This is a genomic window from Serratia myotis (assembly GCF_027474885.1).
GTDB classification, from domain to species: domain Bacteria; phylum Pseudomonadota; class Gammaproteobacteria; order Enterobacterales; family Enterobacteriaceae; genus Serratia; species Serratia proteamaculans.
This window is the reverse complement of the sequence record NZ_CP099707.1, coordinates 620254-637560: the sequence shown is the minus strand read 5'-3', so window position 1 is coordinate 637560 and position 17307 is coordinate 620254. Positions and strand designations below refer to the sequence as shown.

The window sequence follows — 17307 nt, the reverse complement described above, 5'->3', positions numbered from 1 at the left end:
TTGTTTATACCCTAAATAATTGGAGCTGCATCAAGGCGGCAAGTTTGTGAGTCCCCAGGAGCTTTTAGGTAAGTGACTGGGGTGAGCAATGCAGCCAAGCTTCAAGTATGAAGGGTTTAGCGAACTTCGTGTTTCAGGCTGCCGGTCAGTACACACAGCACGCCAATCAGGTCAGCATGGCGAATCGACACCTGCGCCTTCTCATAGACTTTCGGTTTGGCGTGATAGGCAATGCCCAACCCGGCAACCTGCATCATTTTCAAATCGTTGGCACCGTCGCCGATGGCCACGGTTTGCTGCGGCGAAATACCCAGTTTTTCCGCCAGAGCAACCAGCGTATCGGCCTTGAACTGTGCGTCGACTATTGACCCCAGCACTTCACCGGTCAGTTTGCCGTCGCGGATTTCCAGCTCGTTGGCCGCCACCGCCACCAGCTTCAATTTGTCACGCAGGTACTCGGCATAATAGGTGAAACCGCCGGACGCGATCGCCACGTGCCAGTCCATCGCCTGCAGCTTGCGCACCAGGTTAATCAGCCCAGGCATCAGCGGCAACTCATCGCGCACCTGCTTGAGGATATTGGCATCGGCACCTTTCAGCGTACCTACGCGCTGGCGCAGGCTGGCGGTAAAGTCCAGTTCGCCGCGCATCGCACGTTCAGTGACTTCAGACACCTGTTCACCGACGCCCGCCAGTTTGGCGATCTCGTCGATGCATTCAATCTCAATCGCGGTAGAGTCCATATCCATCACCAGCAGCCCGGGGGTGCGCAGATGGGGGATCTTGCCGAGCGGTGCTACATCCAGCCCGCCCTCTGCCGCCAACAGCTTGGCACGCGCCGTCAGGGTGCCTGCCAGACGCACCACCTGATAATCTTCGACGCACCAGGCAGTAACAATCACCATCGCCGCACCCAGCTTGCGCTGGAAATCGGTAATGCGCGTTTTGTTCAGTTCTCTGCCATATAATAGCCAACCGGTATGACCCGCCCGATAATCCAGCGGCATCACTTCGTCACCGCTCAGCGAAAGGGGAAGACCCGGCCATTGAGAGATCTCTGCCGGGAGATCGCAATAGGTCAGACTATTCGACATCCTTAACTCCTGAAAAAACACTGCATGATAAAACGACGCATCAAGCTATCCTATCGCCATTGCTTCTGGCAACATAAAGTCTCGAAGATGCCCAAGGAACCTGCATGGCTCGCGCTAAACTGAAATTTCGCCTGCACCGCACCGCTATTATCCTGATTTGCCTGGCTTTGCTGGTGCTGCTGATGCAGGGCGCGTCCTATTTTAGCCTGAGTCATCAACTGGCGCGATCCGAACAGGTGGAAGAACTGGCGCAAACGCTGACCAAACAGGTGGCCTCCAGCCTGGCACCGCTGATGGACGACGACAGCGACGTCGATAACCAGCGCATCGACGCCATCCTCAAACAGCTCACCGCGGGCAGTCGCATTCTGGACGCCAGCGTCTATCAGCTTGACGGCACGTTAGTTTCCCACGCAGGTGAACAGATAAGTATACGCGATCGTTTGTCGCTCGACGGTAAACGCGCCGGCAGCTACTTCAATCATCAGCTGGTCGAGTCCATTCAGGGCAAAGACGGCCCAATCGGCTTTATCCGCATCACGCTGGACACCCACGTGCTGGCGACCGAATCCAAACAGGTGGACAACACCACCAACCTGCTGCGCCTGATGATCCTGCTGGCTCTGGCCATAGGTATTATTCTGGCGCGCACGCTACTGCAACACCGCCGCAGCCGCTGGCAACAATCACCGTATCTGCTGACCGCCAATACGCCATTGGAAGAAGGTAACACAGTAGAAAATGACGATGATGACGATCGACCGCAAGAGAACAAAGAAGAAGAGAAGAAAATCTGATGATCACATGCTGATGAATGAATATTGTATAGATTGAATATCATTCAACTGGCTGAATCAAAAATAAAAACTGGCTTTTATTTTGCTGAAATGAATAGATTAGTGAATAGATAGGTACAGGGGCGCAGCAAGCTGCTGCGCCCGCTGGATATTACTCTTTGTCGCCCAACAGCACGGATTCCAGCGCGATAACGATCATTTCGTTAAAGGTGGTTTGACGCTCTGCTGCGGTGGTCGCTTCGTGACGCAGAATGTGGTCAGAAACGGTACAAATGGTCAGTGCCTTACAGCCAAACTCTTCGTACAGCTCTGCCACCACGCCGTAGATACCGGCCGCTTCCATTTCCACACCCAGAATGCCGTACTTCTTCATTACCTGGAACATGTCTGGATCTGGCGTGTAGAACAGGTCAGCGGAGAAGATGTTGCCTACGCGCGCCGGGATACCCTGCGCTGCCGCTGCGTCTACCGCGTTACGCACCATGTCAAAGTCGGCGATAGCCGCATAGTCATGGTCCTTGAAACGCATGCGGTTCACTTTGGAATCGGTGCAAGCACCCATACCGATCACCACGTCACGCAGTTTGACATCGTCACGCACCGCGCCACAGGAGCCCACGCGGATGATTTTCTTCACGCCGAATTCGGCAATCAGTTCACGCGCATAAATGGAGCAGGACGGGATACCCATACCGTGGCCCATTACGGAGATTTTGCGGCCTTTGTAAGTCCCGGTGAAGCCCAGCATGCCACGCACGTTGTTCACTTCCACCGCGCCTTCCAGGAAAGTTTCCGCGATGTATTTTGCACGCAGCGGATCGCCCGGCATCAGTACTACGTCAGCGAAATCACCCATTTCAGCATTAATATGCGGCGTAGCCATAATTGTCTTCCTTTAAATCGTCGTCATGAATAAAAAAATACGCCGGGCAACCGCCCGGCACTAACAAAGTCTTAGAACATCGATTTGCCGTAATCCATCGGCGACACACCAAAGTAACTGGCGATCGTCTGGCCGATGTCGGCGAAAGTTTCACGATGGCCCAGCGAGCCCGGTTTCACTTTCGGGCCGTAAACCAATACCGGGATGTGTTCACGGGTGTGGTCGGTACCCGGCCAGGTTGGGTCACAGCCGTGGTCAGCGGTGAAGATAATGATGTCTTCATCTTTAACCAGTTTCAGCAGTTCCGGCAGGCGGCGGTCGAACAGCTCCAGTGCGGCAGCATAGCCTGCCACGTCACGGCGGTGACCGTAAGAGGAGTCAAAATCAACGAAGTTGGTGAACACAATAGTGTTGTCGCCGGCTTTTTCCATTTCGATCAGGGTGGCGTCGAACAGCGCGTCGATACCGGTAGCCTTGACCTTTTTGGTGATACCCACGTTGGCGTAGATGTCGGCGATTTTACCGATCGACACCACTTCACCGCCCTTCTCGTCCACCAGCTTTTTCAGTACGGTTGGCGCGGGTGGCTCGACGGCCAGGTCGTGACGGTTGCCGGTACGCTGGAAGTTGCCCGGCTTGTCGCCCAGGAATGGACGCGCGATCACGCGGCCAATGTTATAACCGCCTTCGGTCAACTCTTCACGGGCGATTTCACACAGCTCATACAGACGGTCCAGACCGAAGGTCTCTTCGTGACAGGCGATCTGGAATACCGAGTCAGCAGAGGTGTAGAAAATCGGTTTGCCGGTTTTCATGTGCTCTTCGCCCAACTGGTCGAGGATCACCGTGCCGGAAGAGTGGCAGTTGCCGAGGTAACCCGGCAGGTTGGCGCGCTCAACCAGCTTGTCCAGCAGCTCCTGCGGGAAGCTGTTGTGTTCGTCGCTGAAGTAGCCCCAGTCGAACAGGACCGGCACGCCGGCAATTTCCCAGTGGCCTGACGGCGTATCTTTACCGGAAGAAAGTTCGCTGGCGTGAGCATAGGCACCAATGATGTCCGCATCGCGATCCAGCCCTTGCGGGAAGGTACCGGTGGACTCTTCTGCCGCTTTGCCCAGGCCCAGTCGGCTCAGGTTAGGCAGGGTCAACGGGCCCTGGCGGCCAACGTTGGCTTCACCGCGCGCGCAAACCTCAGCAATGTGCCCAAGAGTATCGGAACCCTGATCGCCAAATTTCTCGGCATCTTCGCTTGCGCCAATACCGAATGAGTCTAATACCATAATAAATGTGCGTTTCATCATGCTCTCCTGCGTGTTCTCACGCTGTGGGCGACAGCGAAAACGCCGCTGCCGCTCCTGATTCGTTAATTATTCGGTGATGCGTTTGTAGACCACTGGCGTCACTTCCGGCGCTTTGTCACTCAGCACCATTGCACTGCGTACCGCTTCGGCCGCCTGCTGCCAGCTTTCTTCGTCGTTGGCGTGGATCACCGCCAGCGGTTGCTGGGTATCCACCTTGTCACCCAGGCGCGCCATGCCGGTCAGGCCGACGCTGTAGTCGATATTGTCGGTCGCGCGGCGACGACCGCCGCCCAACGATACCACCGCCATGCCCAGCGCACGGGTATCCATGGCGCTGATGATACCCTGTTTTTCGGCGTAAACCGGTTTGCTCAGGGTTGCGGCAGGCAGGTAGCTGTCATAGCGCTCGACGAAATCGGTCGGGCCCTGTTGCGCCGCCACCATACGACCAAACACTTCCGCCGCTTTACCATTGTCCAGCACCGCCTGCAGTTTGGCACGCGCATCGGCGTCATCTTTCGCCAGGCCGCCGGAAAGCAGCATTTCCACGCACAGTGCCATCGTTACTTCCAACAGGCGCGGGTTACGGTATTCGCCAGTCAGGAAACGTACCGCTTCGCGAACTTCGACCGCGTTACCGGCGCTGGAAGCCAGCACCTGGTTCATGTCCGTCAGCAGCGCGGTGGTTTTGCAGCCTGCGCCGTTCGCCACACCAACAATCGCCTGCGCCAGATCGGCCGACAACGCGTAGGTTGGCATAAAGGCACCGGAACCGACTTTAACGTCCATCACCAAGGCATCCAGCCCTTCTGCCAGCTTCTTCGCCAGAATAGAGGCGGTGATCAGCGGGATAGAATCCACGGTGGCGGTGATATCGCGGGTAGCGTAGAAACGCTTGTCAGCCGGGGCCAGCGAACTGGTCTGGCCGATAATCGCCACGCCCACGTCCTGAATAATCTTACGGAAGGCATTGTCGTCCGGGAAAATATTAAAGCCCGGGATCGCCTCCAGCTTGTCCAGCGTACCGCCGGTATGCCCCAGGCCACGGCCGGAAATCATCGGCACATAGCCACCGCAAGCCGCCACCATCGGGCCGAGCATCAGCGAAGTCACATCGCCCACGCCGCCGGTAGAATGTTTGTCGACCAACGGTCCGTTCAGTGACAGGCTTTTCCAGTCCAGCACGGTACCGGAATCACGCATCGCCATGGTGAGCGCCACGCGCTCCGGCATGGTCATATCGTGGAAATAAATGGTCATCGCTAATGCCGCGATCTGACCTTCGGAAACCACATTGTCACGGATCCCATTGATGAAAAAGCGGATTTCCGCTTCACTCAACGGCTGACCGTCACGTTTTTTACGAATAATTTCTTGTGCCAGGAACAAGGCATCCCCCTGTTTTAGCTAATGTAGAGTACGGGCAGGCACCATTTCGCGCCTTACCGACGGAATAGATCAGTAACCGTTGCCGGACGTCTCGGCACTGTGGCCCAGCGTCGCCAACAGGCTGGCTAACAGACTGGAAGCCCCGAAGCGGAAATGACGTGCATCGGCCCAGCCCTCACCCAGAATACGATCGGCAAGTTGCAGGTAATGCAGTGCATCTTCTGCCGTACGCACACCGCCGGCCGGCTTAAAGCCCACCGTTTTGGCGACGCCCAGATCGCGGATCACCGACATCATCAACTCGGCGCTTTCCAGCGTCGCGTTGACCGGCACTTTACCGGTTGAGGTCTTGATAAAGTCTGCGCCGGCCTTGATGGCAATTTCCGACGCCTTGCGGATCAGATTGGCCTGCTTCAGCTCACCGCTTTCGATGATCACTTTCAGCAGCACGTTGGCGGCCAGACAGGCCTGCTTGCACTGTTTTACCAGTTCAAAACCGACCTGCTCATTACCGGCGATCAGCGCGCGGTAAGGGAATACCACGTCCACTTCATCGGCACCGTAAGCGATAGCTGCACGTGTTTCCGCCAGCGCAATCTCAATATCATCGTTGCCATGCGGGAAGTTGGTGACGGTCGCAATGCGGATGTCTGGCGTCCCCTGCTCACGCAGGGCCTTGCGCGCCGCCGGGATAAAGCGCGGATAAATGCAGATGGCCGCGGTATGTCCGGCCGGGCTGTTCGCCTGACGACACAGCGCGATCACTTTCTCATCGGTGTCATCATCGTTCAGCGTGGTTAAATCCATTAGGGTCAGCGCACGTTGCGCTGCTGCGGTTAATTCGGTCATAAAACTCTCCAACTGAGTACCTGGGTGTTGGCGAGCGGACTTGGTTCCTTGAAGATAGCGCTGGGGAACGGGTTCCCTCATCGGCAACTGAGATCCTTCTCACCGCACATGACGCTGCGCCTCGCGCAGGGTCAGTAATAGCTATTTGAACACGATCGCCTGAGGCAATTCGCGCTCGCAGTCACACTATATGAAATAACACTGTAACAGACCGGAATTATATGTGAAGAGCATCACAAAATAACGCGATATCGTTCACAAATTCGCTAAAGAAACGGGCAAAGACAGCGGGCACAGCATTCTGTGCCCGTGTTAGAAGTATAGGCGGTGTCCTGCAATAGAGCCTGTTGCCCTCTGCAGGACAGCCCCGGGCTTACAGCGCCAGGAAGAACCCGGCGATGGTCGCGCTCATCAGGTTGGAGAGCGTGCCCGCCGCTACGGCTTTCAGACCGAAACGTGCGATGTCGTGACGACGGTTCGGCGCCATGCTGCCCAGGCCGCCGAGCAGGATCGCCACCGATGACAGGTTGGCAAAGCCGCACAGGGCAAAGGAGATGATCGCCTTGGTATGCGCCGACAACACCTGCAACCCGTCTGCCGCAACCACGTCATCCGGACGCAGATAGGCACCGAAGTTCATGTAGGCAACAAATTCATTCACGATAATTTTCTGGCCGATAAACGAACCGGCGGTCATCGCTTCATGCCAAGGCACCCCGATCAGGAAGGCAATCGGTGAGAATACCCAGCCGAGTATCAATTCCAGTGACAGTTGCGGGAAGTCGAACCAGCCGCCGATACCCCCGAGGATACCGTTCAACAGGGCGATCAATGCGATAAACGCCAGCAACATCGCGCCCACGTTCAACGCCAACTGCATACCGGAAGCCGCGCCTGAAGCCGCCGCATCGATCACGTTAGCCGGGCGATCTTCTTCCGCGATCAGCTTCGTCGCATCGTCTTTATCGTGGGTTTTTTCAGTTTCCGGCACCATCAGCTTGGCAAACAGCAAGCCACCCGGCGCAGCCATGAATGAAGCGGCAATCAGGTATTCCAGCGGTACGCCCATCTGGGCATAGCCCGCCAGCACCGATCCGGCCACCGAGGCCAGGCCGCCACACATAACGGTGAACAGTTCAGACTGGGTCATGGTAGCGATATACGGACGCACCACCAGTGGGGCTTCGGTCTGGCCCACGAAGATATTGGCGGTAGCCGACAGGGATTCAGTACGCGAGGTGCCCAACAGCTTTTGCACACCGCCGCCCAGCACGCGGATCACCAGTTGCATGATGCCGAGGTAATAAAGCACGGCAATCAATGAGGAGAAGAACACGATCACCGGCAGGACGCGCAGCGCAAAAACGAAGCCGCCGCCGCCGAAAACTTCAAACATCTTGTCGGATACCAGACCGCCGAAGATAAATGAAATCCCCTGATTACCGTAGGCGATCACGTTCGCCACACCGGCCGACATGCCACCGAGAATGCTGCGGCCAACCGGGACATACAGCACCAGCGCGCCGATGGCTACCTGAAGAACGAATGCCCAGCCAACGGTGCGAAACCTGATCGCACGGCGGTTGCTGGAAAGCAGCACGGCAATGGCGATCAGCGCCGCCATGCCGACCAGGCTCATGATGAGTTGCATGCAAAGTATCCCTGTTGCGAAAAAGAAATGCAGCCCTATCCGGTTGTGCCGCGAGGGTTGCTTATGAGTGATTTCGGAGTGCGATTATACGGAGCGGGGCAGCACCCGCACCGATTTATGTCACAAATATATACAACAGGAAGCAAATGAAAATCTTATAACGTGACGCAAGTCACACTTATTGCGACATTTAACCTTCGAGGGTAAACAAGGCGTGAGTGTTGTGTTGCAGATGGGCGGCAATATCATCCGGGGATTCAGAGCGCAGTTGGCACAGCGTATGGAACACTTCAACGGCACGCTCGGGGCGGTTGGCTTGCCCCTGATAACCTGCCAGCGGCATGTCAGGCGCATCGGTTTCCAGTAGCAACGAAGTCAGTGGTAACTGGGCCATCACATTACGGGTTTTCTGCGCCCGCTCATAGCTGATGGTGCCACCGACGCCGATGTAATACCCCAGGCGAATAAACGCCTGCGCCTGGGAAAGGCTACCGGCAAAGCCGTGCACCACGCCACGGCGCGGCACCTCGGCACGGCGCAGCATCGCCGCCAACTGATCGTGGCTGCGACGGGAATGCAAAATCACCGGCAGGTCGTATTGTTTGGCCAGCTTCAGCTGGGCGTTTAACACCCGCTGCTGCCGCTCAAACTGCGGGTTTTCCATATACAGATCAAGGCCGATCTCCCCGACCGCTACCAGCTTCGGCGGTCGGCTGGCAAGAAACGCCGCCAACTGCTCCAGCTCAGGTTCATGGTGCCCGGCAATATACAGCGGGTGCAGCCCCAGAGCGGCAAACAGTGGCGGATATTCGCGCGCCAGCTTCAACACCCGCACAAAGCGATCGGCGGTCACCGTCGGCACGATAATCCGTCGCACACCCGCCTGTTCGGCCAACGCCAGACTTTCGCTCTCATGTCCGCTAAACGGTGGGAAATCAAAATGGCAGTGGGTGTCGGTGAAATCGTGCATCACAGCAGGCCACCCTCACCCGGCGGTATATCACCCGGCAAGATAATCTCCATCGCAGCCAGTTTGGCTTCCGTCTGGGTGGCAAGATCGCGCGGGTGACTGATATCGGTAATGATCGGTGAAGGCATGATGACGTTTTCCGGCTGGATCAAACGCCGTGATAGCGCCTTCTTCACCTTCATGCCGTCCAGTTTGTCCTGCTCTACCAGCCAGTGGCCGACGGTCGCCAGAAAGTAACGCCCACACTTACGGCCCAGGTGATAGTCCTGATTGAGCGACGTGACGCGACTCCCCAGAGCATTACTGGCCAACGGCTTCGGTGGGAAAATCTCGAAGATGCGCAGCTTGCCGGGCGGTTTCTCAATAAACTGCTGAATACGGTGATAGCTTTGCTCATGGTGTTGCAGGATGCGTACCATCTGCTGCAGGCTGCTTTCACTCAGCCAATGCTCCATACGCTTCATCCACTGCGGCGTGTAGTACATCTGCGACGGCACGGTACGGATCACCACTATGGTGTCCGCGCCACGGCGATAGGCCTCTTCAACCGGGATCGCATCGCTGATGCCGCCATCCTGATAACTGACACCGTCCAGTTCTACGCCCATACGGTAAAAACCGGGGATGGCACTGGAAGCCTTGAGAGCCGGCAACCAGCTTGCACGTTGCGCCGGCAGGTAGGTTGGTTCGAAGTCATCACTGCGGCAGGCACACATCAGGAATTCACGCCCATCAATCAGCTGTTTTTCCGCCACATCCATCGCCAACGGGACCTGTTGCGAAGTGGTATCAAGCAGCCAGTCGAGATCAATCAGATGCCCACCGCGCACAAAGCGCAACGGGTTAAAGAATTCAGCGGAGGTGGTGTAACGGGTGATCACCCGCCGCGCGTAGCCCATCTGGCCACAAATAAAAGCCGAGAGGTTCTGTGCGCCGGCAGAAGTGCCGATCATCAGATCAAAAGGGTTAAAGCGGGCACGCTGAAACTCGTCCAGCACGCCGGCGGTAAAAATGCCGCGCTGCCCGCCCCCTTCACATACCAGCGCCATTTTACCGGGCCGATAAGGTTTATACGCCAGCGGTTCGATATTGCCGAGCGTGATGGGTATTCTGTATCCCAACCCTGCATCCTCAGTGAGACGTTTTACCCGAGGATACCTTGTCTTGCTCTCTTCCGTAATCCTCTTGCAGTACACCAGAGAGGCAGTCATTACTTCCCATCAGCCAGATGCAGTCGCTGTCGGACCAGTCCGCCAATGCCTGACACACCCGGCCCTTCAGCTGTTTCCAGCGTCCGAAGATGATGTCGCTATTCATGACTGACCTCCCTGCTAAGAGAAAAGGAATTAAGCTTTGTTACACTTTGAGAGAAAAGCTAAGGGCGTCGGCGGCCGGTAAACAGGCTGACCAGGAACAGAATGATACCCACGACGAAGACGATTTTTGCTGCCCAGGCGGCGGTACCCGCCAGCGTCCCAAAACCTAACGCCGCAGCAATCAATGCGATGACTAAAAAGATAATGCCCCAACGAAACATAAGCTTCTCCTTACCATAGTGAAAAAACGCATCGCAATCCGTGCCCTTCTCGGGCGCTGCAAGATTGCAGGTCAGTTTCTTTTTTTGATGGTGCATCCCGGGTTAACCTTTCTGCTAACCCGGGATTTGGTGCTTGTTGTCACGCGTACTAAAAAATTTATGGCTTAACGACCAGGTCGTTCTTGACGCTTTTCACGCCATCGATAGCCTTGGCGATGCTCTCTGCACGCTCTGCCTGTGCCTGAGTTTTCACTTCACCGGAAAGCTGTACCACACCGTCGGTGGTTTCTACTTTCACGTTGCGTGAAGGCACGATGTCATCGGCCAGCAGTTTGGCTTTCAGCTCGCTGGTGGTTGCGGTATCACCGGCATAAGCCTTCACTGACTGTTTGCTTTCGTCTTTCACATGCAGCTTGTCGCTGACGGATTTGACGCCTTCTACTTTGCCGGCCACTTCAACCGCGTGCTCGGCCTGCGCCTGGCTACCGACAAAACCACTCAGGGTAACGGTGCCTTTTTCGGTTTTCACCGAGATATCGGTGCTGGAGATGGTTTTGTCATCGACCAGCGCACTTTTAACTTTAGCCGTTGTTGCGCTGTCATCCATGTAGCCGTCAACTTTTTTCATGGAGCTATCGATTTTGGCACCCGCGCTATCAGCGGCACTTGACGCTTTATTGAGCATAGTCTCTTCAGCCAGCGCGCTGCCACTAACCAGAACGGAACCCAAAACAACAGCCATCAGTGATTGTGCAAATTTAGTATTTTTCATCGATCTCTTCCTTTGGTTGTGGATCCAAAATGACTGCGGATCCTTCAGCCGCCATAACGCGGCCCACTCAGTAATACTTCACGATTTCTATACGTTCAAACAGTCACGTTAAACGATTGTTGTCACAGCAGGAGTATTGCAACGGCTGTGCCAATTTTAAAACACCCTTTAAAATCAATAACAAAACAAAAACAGCTTACTTTTCAGGCTAAAAACTGTCGCCTATTGACGACAATACCAATCAGTAAAATCAATGTTATCGCTATGTTATTGATTTACATGGCATCACACTGTCTCTGATTGGCAACAGTGCCGAATAACTCGCTACCGTTATGACAAAATGCAGTGAATTACGCTTACCGGATCGGTTATGCCCTGTTAAATATAGACCATGTGGCAGAAAACGCAGGTATAGCTGAGCAAATCCTGGCGGATGCAGAGGGGCTGAAAAGATGAAGGAGACTTATTAATTAGCAGAATGGGGGAAACAATATGACCGCAGGGCACCCTAAGGCGCCCTGCTGTTCTGTTAGTGCTCGCGTGTTTTGCGGAACACCACTTCAGGGTAGCGTTCCTGGGTGATGTTCAGGTTAACCATGGTTGGCGCGATGTAAGACAGGTTGTCACCGCCGTCCAACGCCAGGTTAAGCTCACACTTGCGCTTGAACTCTTCAAACTTCTTCACGTCGCTGCATTCAACCCAACGGGCAGTCGAAACGTTGACCGACTCGTACAAGGCTTCCACGTTGTATTCGCTTTTCAGACGCGCAACCACCACTTCGAACTGCAGCACACCGACCGCGCCGACGATCAAATCGTTGCTGGCGATCGGACGGAATACCTGCACCGCCCCTTCTTCGGACAGTTGCACCAGGCCTTTCAGCAGCTGTTTTTGCTTCAGCGGATCGCGCAGGCGAATACGACGGAACAGCTCCGGCGCGAAGTTCGGAATACCGGTGAACTTCATGTCTTCACCCTGGGTGAAGGTATCGCCGATCTGAATGGTGCCGTGGTTGTGCAGACCAATAATATCGCCCGGGTAAGCTTCTTCCACGTGCGAACGGTCACCCGCCATAAAGGTCAGGGCGTCGGAGATCACCACGTCTTTGCCGGTGCGAACCTGGCGCAGCTTCATGCCTTTCTCATAGCGGCCGGAGACCACACGCATAAAGGCCACGCGGTCACGGTGTTTAGGATCCATGTTGGCCTGGATCTTGAACACAAAGCCGGTGAACTTCTCTTCCGCCGCCACCACTTCACGGGTGCTGCTTTTACGCGGCATCGGTGCCGGTGCCCAGGCCACCAGGCCGTCGAGCATATGGTCCACACCGAAGTTACCCAAAGCGGTACCGAAGAATACCGGCGTCAAATCACCGCTCAGGAAAGCTTCATGATCGAACTCATGAGAGGCGCCCTGCACCAGCTCCAACTCTTCACGCAGCTGCGCGGCCAGATCTTCACCCACGGCGACGTCCAGCTCCGGGTTGTCCAACCCTTTGACAATACGCACTTCCTGAATGGTGTGGCCTTTACCGGTCTGATAAAGGTAGGTTTCATCCTTGTACAGATGATAAACCCCTTTAAACAGCTTGCCGCAGCCGATAGGCCAGGTGATCGGTGAGCAGGCGATTTTCAGCTCACGCTCAACTTCATCCATCACTTCCATCGGATCGCGAATATCGCGGTCCAGTTTGTTCATAAAGGTCAGGATCGGCGTATCGCGCAGACGGGTTACTTCCATCAGCTTGCGGGTACGATCCTCAACCCCTTTCGCGGCGTCGATCACCATCAAACAGCAGTCAACCGCGGTCAGGGTACGGTAAGTATCTTCGGAGAAGTCTTCGTGCCCCGGGGTGTCCAGCAGGTTAACCAGACATTCGCGATACGGGAACTGCATCACCGAGGTGGTGATCGAGATCCCACGCTGCTTTTCCATCTCCATCCAGTCGGATTTGGCATGCTGGTTTGAGCCACGGCCCTTTACCGTACCGGCGGTCTGGATAGCCTGTCCGAATAACAGCACCTTTTCGGTAATGGTCGTTTTACCGGCATCGGGGTGCGAGATGATGGCGAAAGTTCTTCTTTTCGAGACTTCGCGGGCAAATTCACTAGGAGACATGTTTTTCAGATTCTACAGTTAGTCCGCCCTGCGAAAGCATCAGAACGCGCCGCGCACGGCGCCAGGCAAAGCGGTAAATAAAAGATAATAGCCGGGCATTTTCGCTGATTTACCCACCGGTGACAATCAATGGATCTTGCGAAGCAAGATTAAACCGTCAATGCAGTCGGAAATCTGGAGACAACGCAGCCCAATGCTGACGCAATACCGTTTTATGCTCTTCCGCCATCGGTAAGTTTTCCAATAACGGTGGCCATAAGGTGCGTGCCTTGTCGATGGCATCCAGTAAATGCACCCGTATAGCCAGCCAAGGAATGCCGACACGCTCTGCCCAATGTTCGAAAGTTTGCATTGAAATCATTGACCAACGCTTCTCCCTTGCCATATTCAGCGCCACTTCTGACTCACGCGGAATATAAGCCAAAGTGGTTACGATGTCATAGGCAGGTGAGAGCCGAATATCGGTTTGGTTGGGATAAATCATTGACCAGTTTTTGACATGGGCATCGCCATTGGCCAGCAGAATATTGGCCAATAAGCGGCGAGCCATCTGTTGCACATCAACCAGGGGTTCACTGCCCCAGTCATAAAGATAAGCCGCTATTTGCTCATAGTTTTTGCCACGATATTTATCATGCGCATAGAGTTCAAACACTTGGGCAAAATCTTCCGTGTGTACTCGCCCGCGTTCGCTACGATCAAAACGCCGGATGGCGTAAGCATAAGCCTCATCTGCCAGGCGCATATCAGGTAAATTATCTAACTGATCCAACGCAACTAACTCAATATCAGGGATTTCCACACCGATGGCCTGCGCTAATCGCATAGCCGTATACTCATTTTCAGGCACGCTGCGATGAACTGTTGAAGGCGTTTTGATAATCCAACTATCAGAACCCACCTGAGAGGAAATATTGAAACGGCCGTCCTGACGTAAAGAGGAAAACTTCATCTGCACACCTGCCAGAGAAAATTTTTGAGCATCCAGCCCCACCTCGATTTGCACGGCCTCCAGTTTACCACGCGACGTTAACGCCCAAGCAGGGATCTCACTCGCCGCAAGCGCCCGTGCCTCAAGTGCACCCGGCAGGTTGGCCCCTGTCCATGCCATCAAAGGAAACTCTTCAGAAGCATGCGCTTTCAAAGCTTGAGCTAACCAGCTACGCAACGCCCCTTCAGGCAGCAAATTGGATAACACGGGGGGAAGGCGCTGTGATGACATCAAAACCTGATCCAGATACCCCGGGTGCGCCCGCTGCCTTAGGGTGAACACCGGGCGAGTGGACTCTGGCATAGCAAGATATTGCGGATCAAACGTCAGGATATTCTTGCCACCGCTATAATGCGCCAGCACACCAATACGCACATTGTGTAATAACAATGCTAATGCCTGTACCGATTCAACCTGCCGTTGTCCATCCATCAGCTAGTCCTCGAGGTCTTTCAGTTTTTTGTCGAAACTCTGCAATCCAACCGCTTCTGAAACTTTGTCCACATCCTTTTGTAGTAACAACTCCACGTCACACACATTTTTTTTCGGCACGATAAGGTATTCCAAATCCATCGCCGCCAGTATGCGTAGCAGCGTACTCATCCTCATATCACTCCCGGATTCGATACGCTGATATTGCTGCTGGGTCATGCCAATCTTCATCAAAAAGTCTTTTTGATTCCAGCCCAGTTCGGCGCGTTTTTCTTTCAAAAACTTTGATATTTCTGATGATTTACGCATCAGTCACCTCAAAACAACCTATTGATTGTCATCACATCGATAAACAATAAATTAGTTGTTAATCAGCATAAAAACAATCAATTTGTTGTATATACATATAAAAACAACCCTTTTGTTGTAAATTAACGCAGAAACAATAAAAGAGTTGTTTTCCCTGGGTTCAAGCCAGCGGCAGCGCCATGACTATCGCGTCTTCACGCCCATGGGCAGCAGGGTAGTAGTTACGACGGATGGTCACTTCATTAAAGCCGAGATCTTCGTACAGCGCGATGGCGGCACGGTTGGAGGCACGCACTTCCAGCCACAGCGTAAACACGCCACGGGGTTCCAGTTGTGCAATCAGCGCTTCCAGCAATTGACGGCCGAATCCCCGGCGTTGCCAGTCGGGATGAATGGCGATGTTGAACAGCGTGGCTTCATCCAGCACGATTTGGGTGATGGCAAAACCCGCCATCTGCCCGTCGGCTTCCAGTTTCAGGTTAAGGTAGCGATCGCCCTGATTACTGGTAAGGGTGGCTTGCGTCCAGGGAAAGGCGTGGCTGGCTTGCTCAATCTTGAAGGCTGTGGCCAGGTCGGCCGCGGTCAGGGTAGAAATAGTGTTCATGATGACAAATCTGCTGCCAGAGTGCGCGTTTGGCACTCGCATCGAGAGAAAGCTCGGCCAGTGCCGGGCTGTGTAGCTGCGCGCCGGCCACCGCAAGCGGCTCCGCAACGCCCAACCGCCAACTGTTGCATTCGGTATCCTCAGGCAACATCGCCACCTGGTCCGGCGTCAGGGCATAGGTTTGTGCCGGGGTCAGCCCCAGGCTGCGCAGCACGTCGCAAAACAGTGGATCGTTAGGTTCAGGCAACGCCTGCGCCACGATCAGCAAACGCACCTCGGGTGGCAGACTGACCGCCACTTCGCCCTGCAACACGCCCGGGCGGCGCAATGTCCACTGCGTAATACCCAGTTGTTGTAACAGCCAGTCGCGTTTTGATGCCATGCCGATTCCTGTCAGGATCTACCCGTTGTGGTGCGCCATGCCTGCCATGCGCCGCGCTATGCTAACAAACCCGCGCGGCCTGCGCCAACAAACCCGTCGAACATATCGCCACAAAGCTCTATAATCCCCGGTCTAATTTCTAGGAGCCAAAACCTGATGTCTGCATTAACCCCCGCCAGTGAAGTCATGCTGCGCCACAGTGATGAGTTTATCGAACGCCGCGTTCTGTTCGCCGGTGACCTGCAGGACGCCCTGCCGGCCCAATTTGAGGCCGCGGATGTGCGTGTCCATACCCAGCAATACCATCACTGGCAGTTACTGAACCGGGCGATGGGTGACAACGTGCAGTACGGCCTGACCGTAGATGCCGCGTTCGTCGCCGAGTGCGATACGCTGATCTACTACTGGCCGAAGAGCAAACAGGAAGCGCAATTCCAGCTGTGCAACATTCTGGCATTGCTGCCGGTAGGCACTGACGTGTTCGTGGTCGGTGAGAACCGCAGCGGCGTGCGCAGCGCAGATCAGATGGTGGAAGACTACGCCACACTGGTTAAAATCGACAGCGCCCGCCGCTGTGGCCTGTATCACGGTCGTCTGGATACCCAGACTGAATTCAACCTGGAAGACTGGTGGGAAAGCTATCAGTTGCACGATCTGGAAGTGAAAACCCTGCCGGGCGTGTTCAGCCGCGACGGGCTGGATGTTGGCAGCTCACTGCTGCTGTCGACCCTGGATAAACACATGAAAGGCAAAGTGCTGGACGTGGGTTGTGGTGCCGGCGTAATGGCCTCGGTGCTGTCCAAAATGTCACCAAAAATGAAGCTGACCCTCAGCGACGTCAACGCCGCAGCCATTGAATCCAGCCGCGCGACGCTGGCCGCCAACGGCATTGAAGGTGAAGTGATCGTCAGTAACGTCTATTCCGACATTACCGGCCGTTTCGATCTGATCATCTCCAACCCACCGTTCCATGATGGGCTGCAAACCAGCCTGACCGCAGCGGAAACCCTGATCCGCGGTGCGTTAAAACACCTGCCTATCGGCGGTCGTCTGCGCATCGTGGCTAACGCCTTCCTGCCGTACCCGGACATTCTGGATGCCACCTTCGGCAGCCATGAAGTGCTGGCACAAAACGGCCGCTTCAAGGTGTACCAGTCAACCGTTGCCCGTGCGCCACGCGATGGCAAAAAGAAGAAATAAGTTCCCCCCGACACGCGAGTATCGGGTATC

General features: G+C 55.0%; 18 protein-coding genes. 2 read left to right on the top strand and 16 right to left on the bottom strand.

Going from position 1 to position 17307, the window contains the following annotated elements; all coding sequences use genetic code 11:
- Positions 1-116: 116 nt before the first annotated feature.
- Positions 117-1094: a phosphoserine phosphatase gene (gene serB / locus NHG65_RS02925; RefSeq protein WP_261427628.1), complete on the bottom strand. Its 978-nt coding sequence runs from the start codon at positions 1092-1094 to the stop codon at positions 117-119.
- 104 nt (positions 1095-1198) lie between these two features.
- Between serB and NHG65_RS02920 the strand changes: the two genes are divergently transcribed.
- Positions 1199-1891, top strand: a complete 693-nt coding sequence (locus NHG65_RS02920) for a YtjB family periplasmic protein (protein WP_099063150.1) — start codon at positions 1199-1201, stop codon at positions 1889-1891.
- Positions 1892-2042: 151 nt separating this feature from the next.
- Here the strand turns inward: NHG65_RS02920 and deoD are convergent, their stop codons facing one another.
- From deoD to NHG65_RS02845, 15 genes are all read right to left on the bottom strand, one after another.
- Positions 2043-2774 (bottom strand): purine-nucleoside phosphorylase, encoded by a 732-nt coding sequence (deoD, locus tag NHG65_RS02915; protein ID WP_499182930.1) that lies wholly within the window; start codon positions 2772-2774, stop codon positions 2043-2045.
- A gap of 71 nt (positions 2775-2845) precedes the next feature.
- Entirely contained in the window at positions 2846-4069 is a 1224-nt protein-coding gene (deoB, locus tag NHG65_RS02910; RefSeq protein WP_207977914.1) for a phosphopentomutase, read from the bottom strand.
- A 69-nt stretch (positions 4070-4138) separates the two neighbouring features.
- On the bottom strand, positions 4139-5461 hold the full coding sequence (gene deoA, locus NHG65_RS02905; RefSeq protein WP_099063152.1) for a thymidine phosphorylase: 1323 nt from the start codon (positions 5459-5461) through the stop codon (positions 4139-4141).
- Positions 5462-5530: 69 nt separating this feature from the next.
- Positions 5531-6310 carry a deoxyribose-phosphate aldolase gene (gene deoC, locus NHG65_RS02900; RefSeq protein WP_099063153.1) on the bottom strand — a complete coding sequence of 260 codons (780 nt, stop codon included), beginning with the start codon at positions 6308-6310 and terminating at the stop codon, positions 5531-5533.
- A 373-nt stretch (positions 6311-6683) separates the two neighbouring features.
- On the bottom strand, positions 6684-7961 hold the full coding sequence (locus tag NHG65_RS02895) for a NupC/NupG family nucleoside CNT transporter (RefSeq protein WP_099063154.1): 1278 nt from the start codon (positions 7959-7961) through the stop codon (positions 6684-6686).
- A gap of 190 nt (positions 7962-8151) precedes the next feature.
- Complete coding sequence (locus NHG65_RS02890) at positions 8152-8934, bottom strand: TatD family hydrolase (protein WP_198404425.1); 783 nt, start codon at positions 8932-8934, stop codon at positions 8152-8154.
- The gene (locus NHG65_RS02885; RefSeq protein WP_099063156.1) at positions 8931-10052 is read right to left on the bottom strand and encodes a patatin-like phospholipase family protein; all 1122 of its coding nucleotides are present in this window, start codon (positions 10050-10052) and stop codon (positions 8931-8933) included. Before NHG65_RS02885 ends, NHG65_RS02890 begins: the two co-directional genes overlap by 4 nt.
- 10 nt (positions 10053-10062) lie before the next feature.
- Positions 10063-10248: a CsbD family protein gene (locus tag NHG65_RS02880; protein WP_499182929.1), complete on the bottom strand. Its 186-nt coding sequence runs from the start codon at positions 10246-10248 to the stop codon at positions 10063-10065.
- Positions 10249-10306: 58 nt separating this feature from the next.
- Positions 10307-10468, bottom strand: coding sequence for a DUF1328 domain-containing protein (locus NHG65_RS02875; RefSeq protein ID WP_004955572.1), 162 nt, complete (start codon positions 10466-10468; stop codon positions 10307-10309).
- A gap of 157 nt (positions 10469-10625) precedes the next feature.
- Positions 10626-11240 (bottom strand): molecular chaperone OsmY, encoded by a 615-nt coding sequence (gene osmY, locus NHG65_RS02870; protein WP_099063158.1) that lies wholly within the window; start codon positions 11238-11240, stop codon positions 10626-10628.
- A 529-nt stretch (positions 11241-11769) separates the two neighbouring features.
- Complete coding sequence (gene prfC / locus NHG65_RS02865; RefSeq protein ID WP_099063159.1) at positions 11770-13359, bottom strand: peptide chain release factor 3; 1590 nt, start codon at positions 13357-13359, stop codon at positions 11770-11772.
- Positions 13360-13516: 157 nt separating this feature from the next.
- Positions 13517-14782, bottom strand: a complete 1266-nt coding sequence (locus NHG65_RS02860; RefSeq protein ID WP_499182928.1) for a type II toxin-antitoxin system HipA family toxin — start codon at positions 14780-14782, stop codon at positions 13517-13519.
- Between the two features lie 3 nt (positions 14783-14785).
- Entirely contained in the window at positions 14786-15091 is a 306-nt protein-coding gene (locus NHG65_RS02855; protein ID WP_261427631.1) for a helix-turn-helix domain-containing protein, read from the bottom strand.
- A gap of 160 nt (positions 15092-15251) precedes the next feature.
- Entirely contained in the window at positions 15252-15695 is a 444-nt protein-coding gene (rimI, locus tag NHG65_RS02850) for a ribosomal protein S18-alanine N-acetyltransferase (protein WP_099063162.1), read from the bottom strand.
- Positions 15640-16077 (bottom strand): DNA polymerase III subunit psi, encoded by a 438-nt coding sequence (locus NHG65_RS02845; protein WP_085119608.1) that lies wholly within the window; start codon positions 16075-16077, stop codon positions 15640-15642. The genes rimI and NHG65_RS02845 overlap by 56 nt, the downstream gene beginning before the upstream one ends.
- A gap of 156 nt (positions 16078-16233) precedes the next feature.
- Between NHG65_RS02845 and rsmC the strand changes: the two genes are divergently transcribed.
- Complete coding sequence (gene rsmC / locus NHG65_RS02840) at positions 16234-17277, top strand: 16S rRNA (guanine(1207)-N(2))-methyltransferase RsmC (RefSeq protein WP_099063163.1); 1044 nt, start codon at positions 16234-16236, stop codon at positions 17275-17277.
- Positions 17278-17307 lie beyond the last annotated feature (30 nt).

What these genes read in the sequence shown, in the direction of transcription:
- prfC (WP_099063159.1), bottom strand. Translation starts at nt 13,359, where the DNA reads ATGTCTCCTAGTGAATTTGCCCGCGAAGTCTCGAAAAGAAGAACTTTC.
- NHG65_RS02860 (WP_499182928.1), bottom strand. Translation starts at nt 14,782, where the DNA reads ATGGATGGACAACGGCAGGTTGAATCGGTACAGGCATTAGCATTGTTA.
- deoC (WP_099063153.1), bottom strand. Translation starts at nt 6,310, where the DNA reads ATGACCGAATTAACCGCAGCAGCGCAACGTGCGCTGACCCTAATGGAT.
- NHG65_RS02855 (WP_261427631.1), bottom strand. Translation starts at nt 15,091, where the DNA reads ATGCGTAAATCATCAGAAATATCAAAGTTTTTGAAAGAAAAACGCGCC.
- NHG65_RS02845 (WP_085119608.1), bottom strand. Translation starts at nt 16,077, where the DNA reads ATGGCATCAAAACGCGACTGGCTGTTACAACAACTGGGTATTACGCAG.
- NHG65_RS02880 (WP_499182929.1), bottom strand. Translation starts at nt 10,248, where the DNA reads ATGAATAGCGACATCATCTTCGGACGCTGGAAACAGCTGAAGGGCCGG.
- rimI (WP_099063162.1), bottom strand. Translation starts at nt 15,695, where the DNA reads ATGAACACTATTTCTACCCTGACCGCGGCCGACCTGGCCACAGCCTTC.
- deoD (WP_499182930.1), bottom strand. Translation starts at nt 2,774, where the DNA reads ATGGCTACGCCGCATATTAATGCTGAAATGGGTGATTTCGCTGACGTA.
- deoB (WP_207977914.1), bottom strand. Translation starts at nt 4,069, where the DNA reads ATGAAACGCACATTTATTATGGTATTAGACTCATTCGGTATTGGCGCA.
- NHG65_RS02895 (WP_099063154.1), bottom strand. Translation starts at nt 7,961, where the DNA reads ATGCAACTCATCATGAGCCTGGTCGGCATGGCGGCGCTGATCGCCATT.
- NHG65_RS02875 (WP_004955572.1), bottom strand. Translation starts at nt 10,468, where the DNA reads ATGTTTCGTTGGGGCATTATCTTTTTAGTCATCGCATTGATTGCTGCG.
- rsmC (WP_099063163.1), top strand. Translation starts at nt 16,234, where the DNA reads ATGTCTGCATTAACCCCCGCCAGTGAAGTCATGCTGCGCCACAGTGAT.
- NHG65_RS02920 (WP_099063150.1), top strand. Translation starts at nt 1,199, where the DNA reads ATGGCTCGCGCTAAACTGAAATTTCGCCTGCACCGCACCGCTATTATC.
- osmY (WP_099063158.1), bottom strand. Translation starts at nt 11,240, where the DNA reads ATGAAAAATACTAAATTTGCACAATCACTGATGGCTGTTGTTTTGGGT.
- serB (WP_261427628.1), bottom strand. Translation starts at nt 1,094, where the DNA reads ATGTCGAATAGTCTGACCTATTGCGATCTCCCGGCAGAGATCTCTCAA.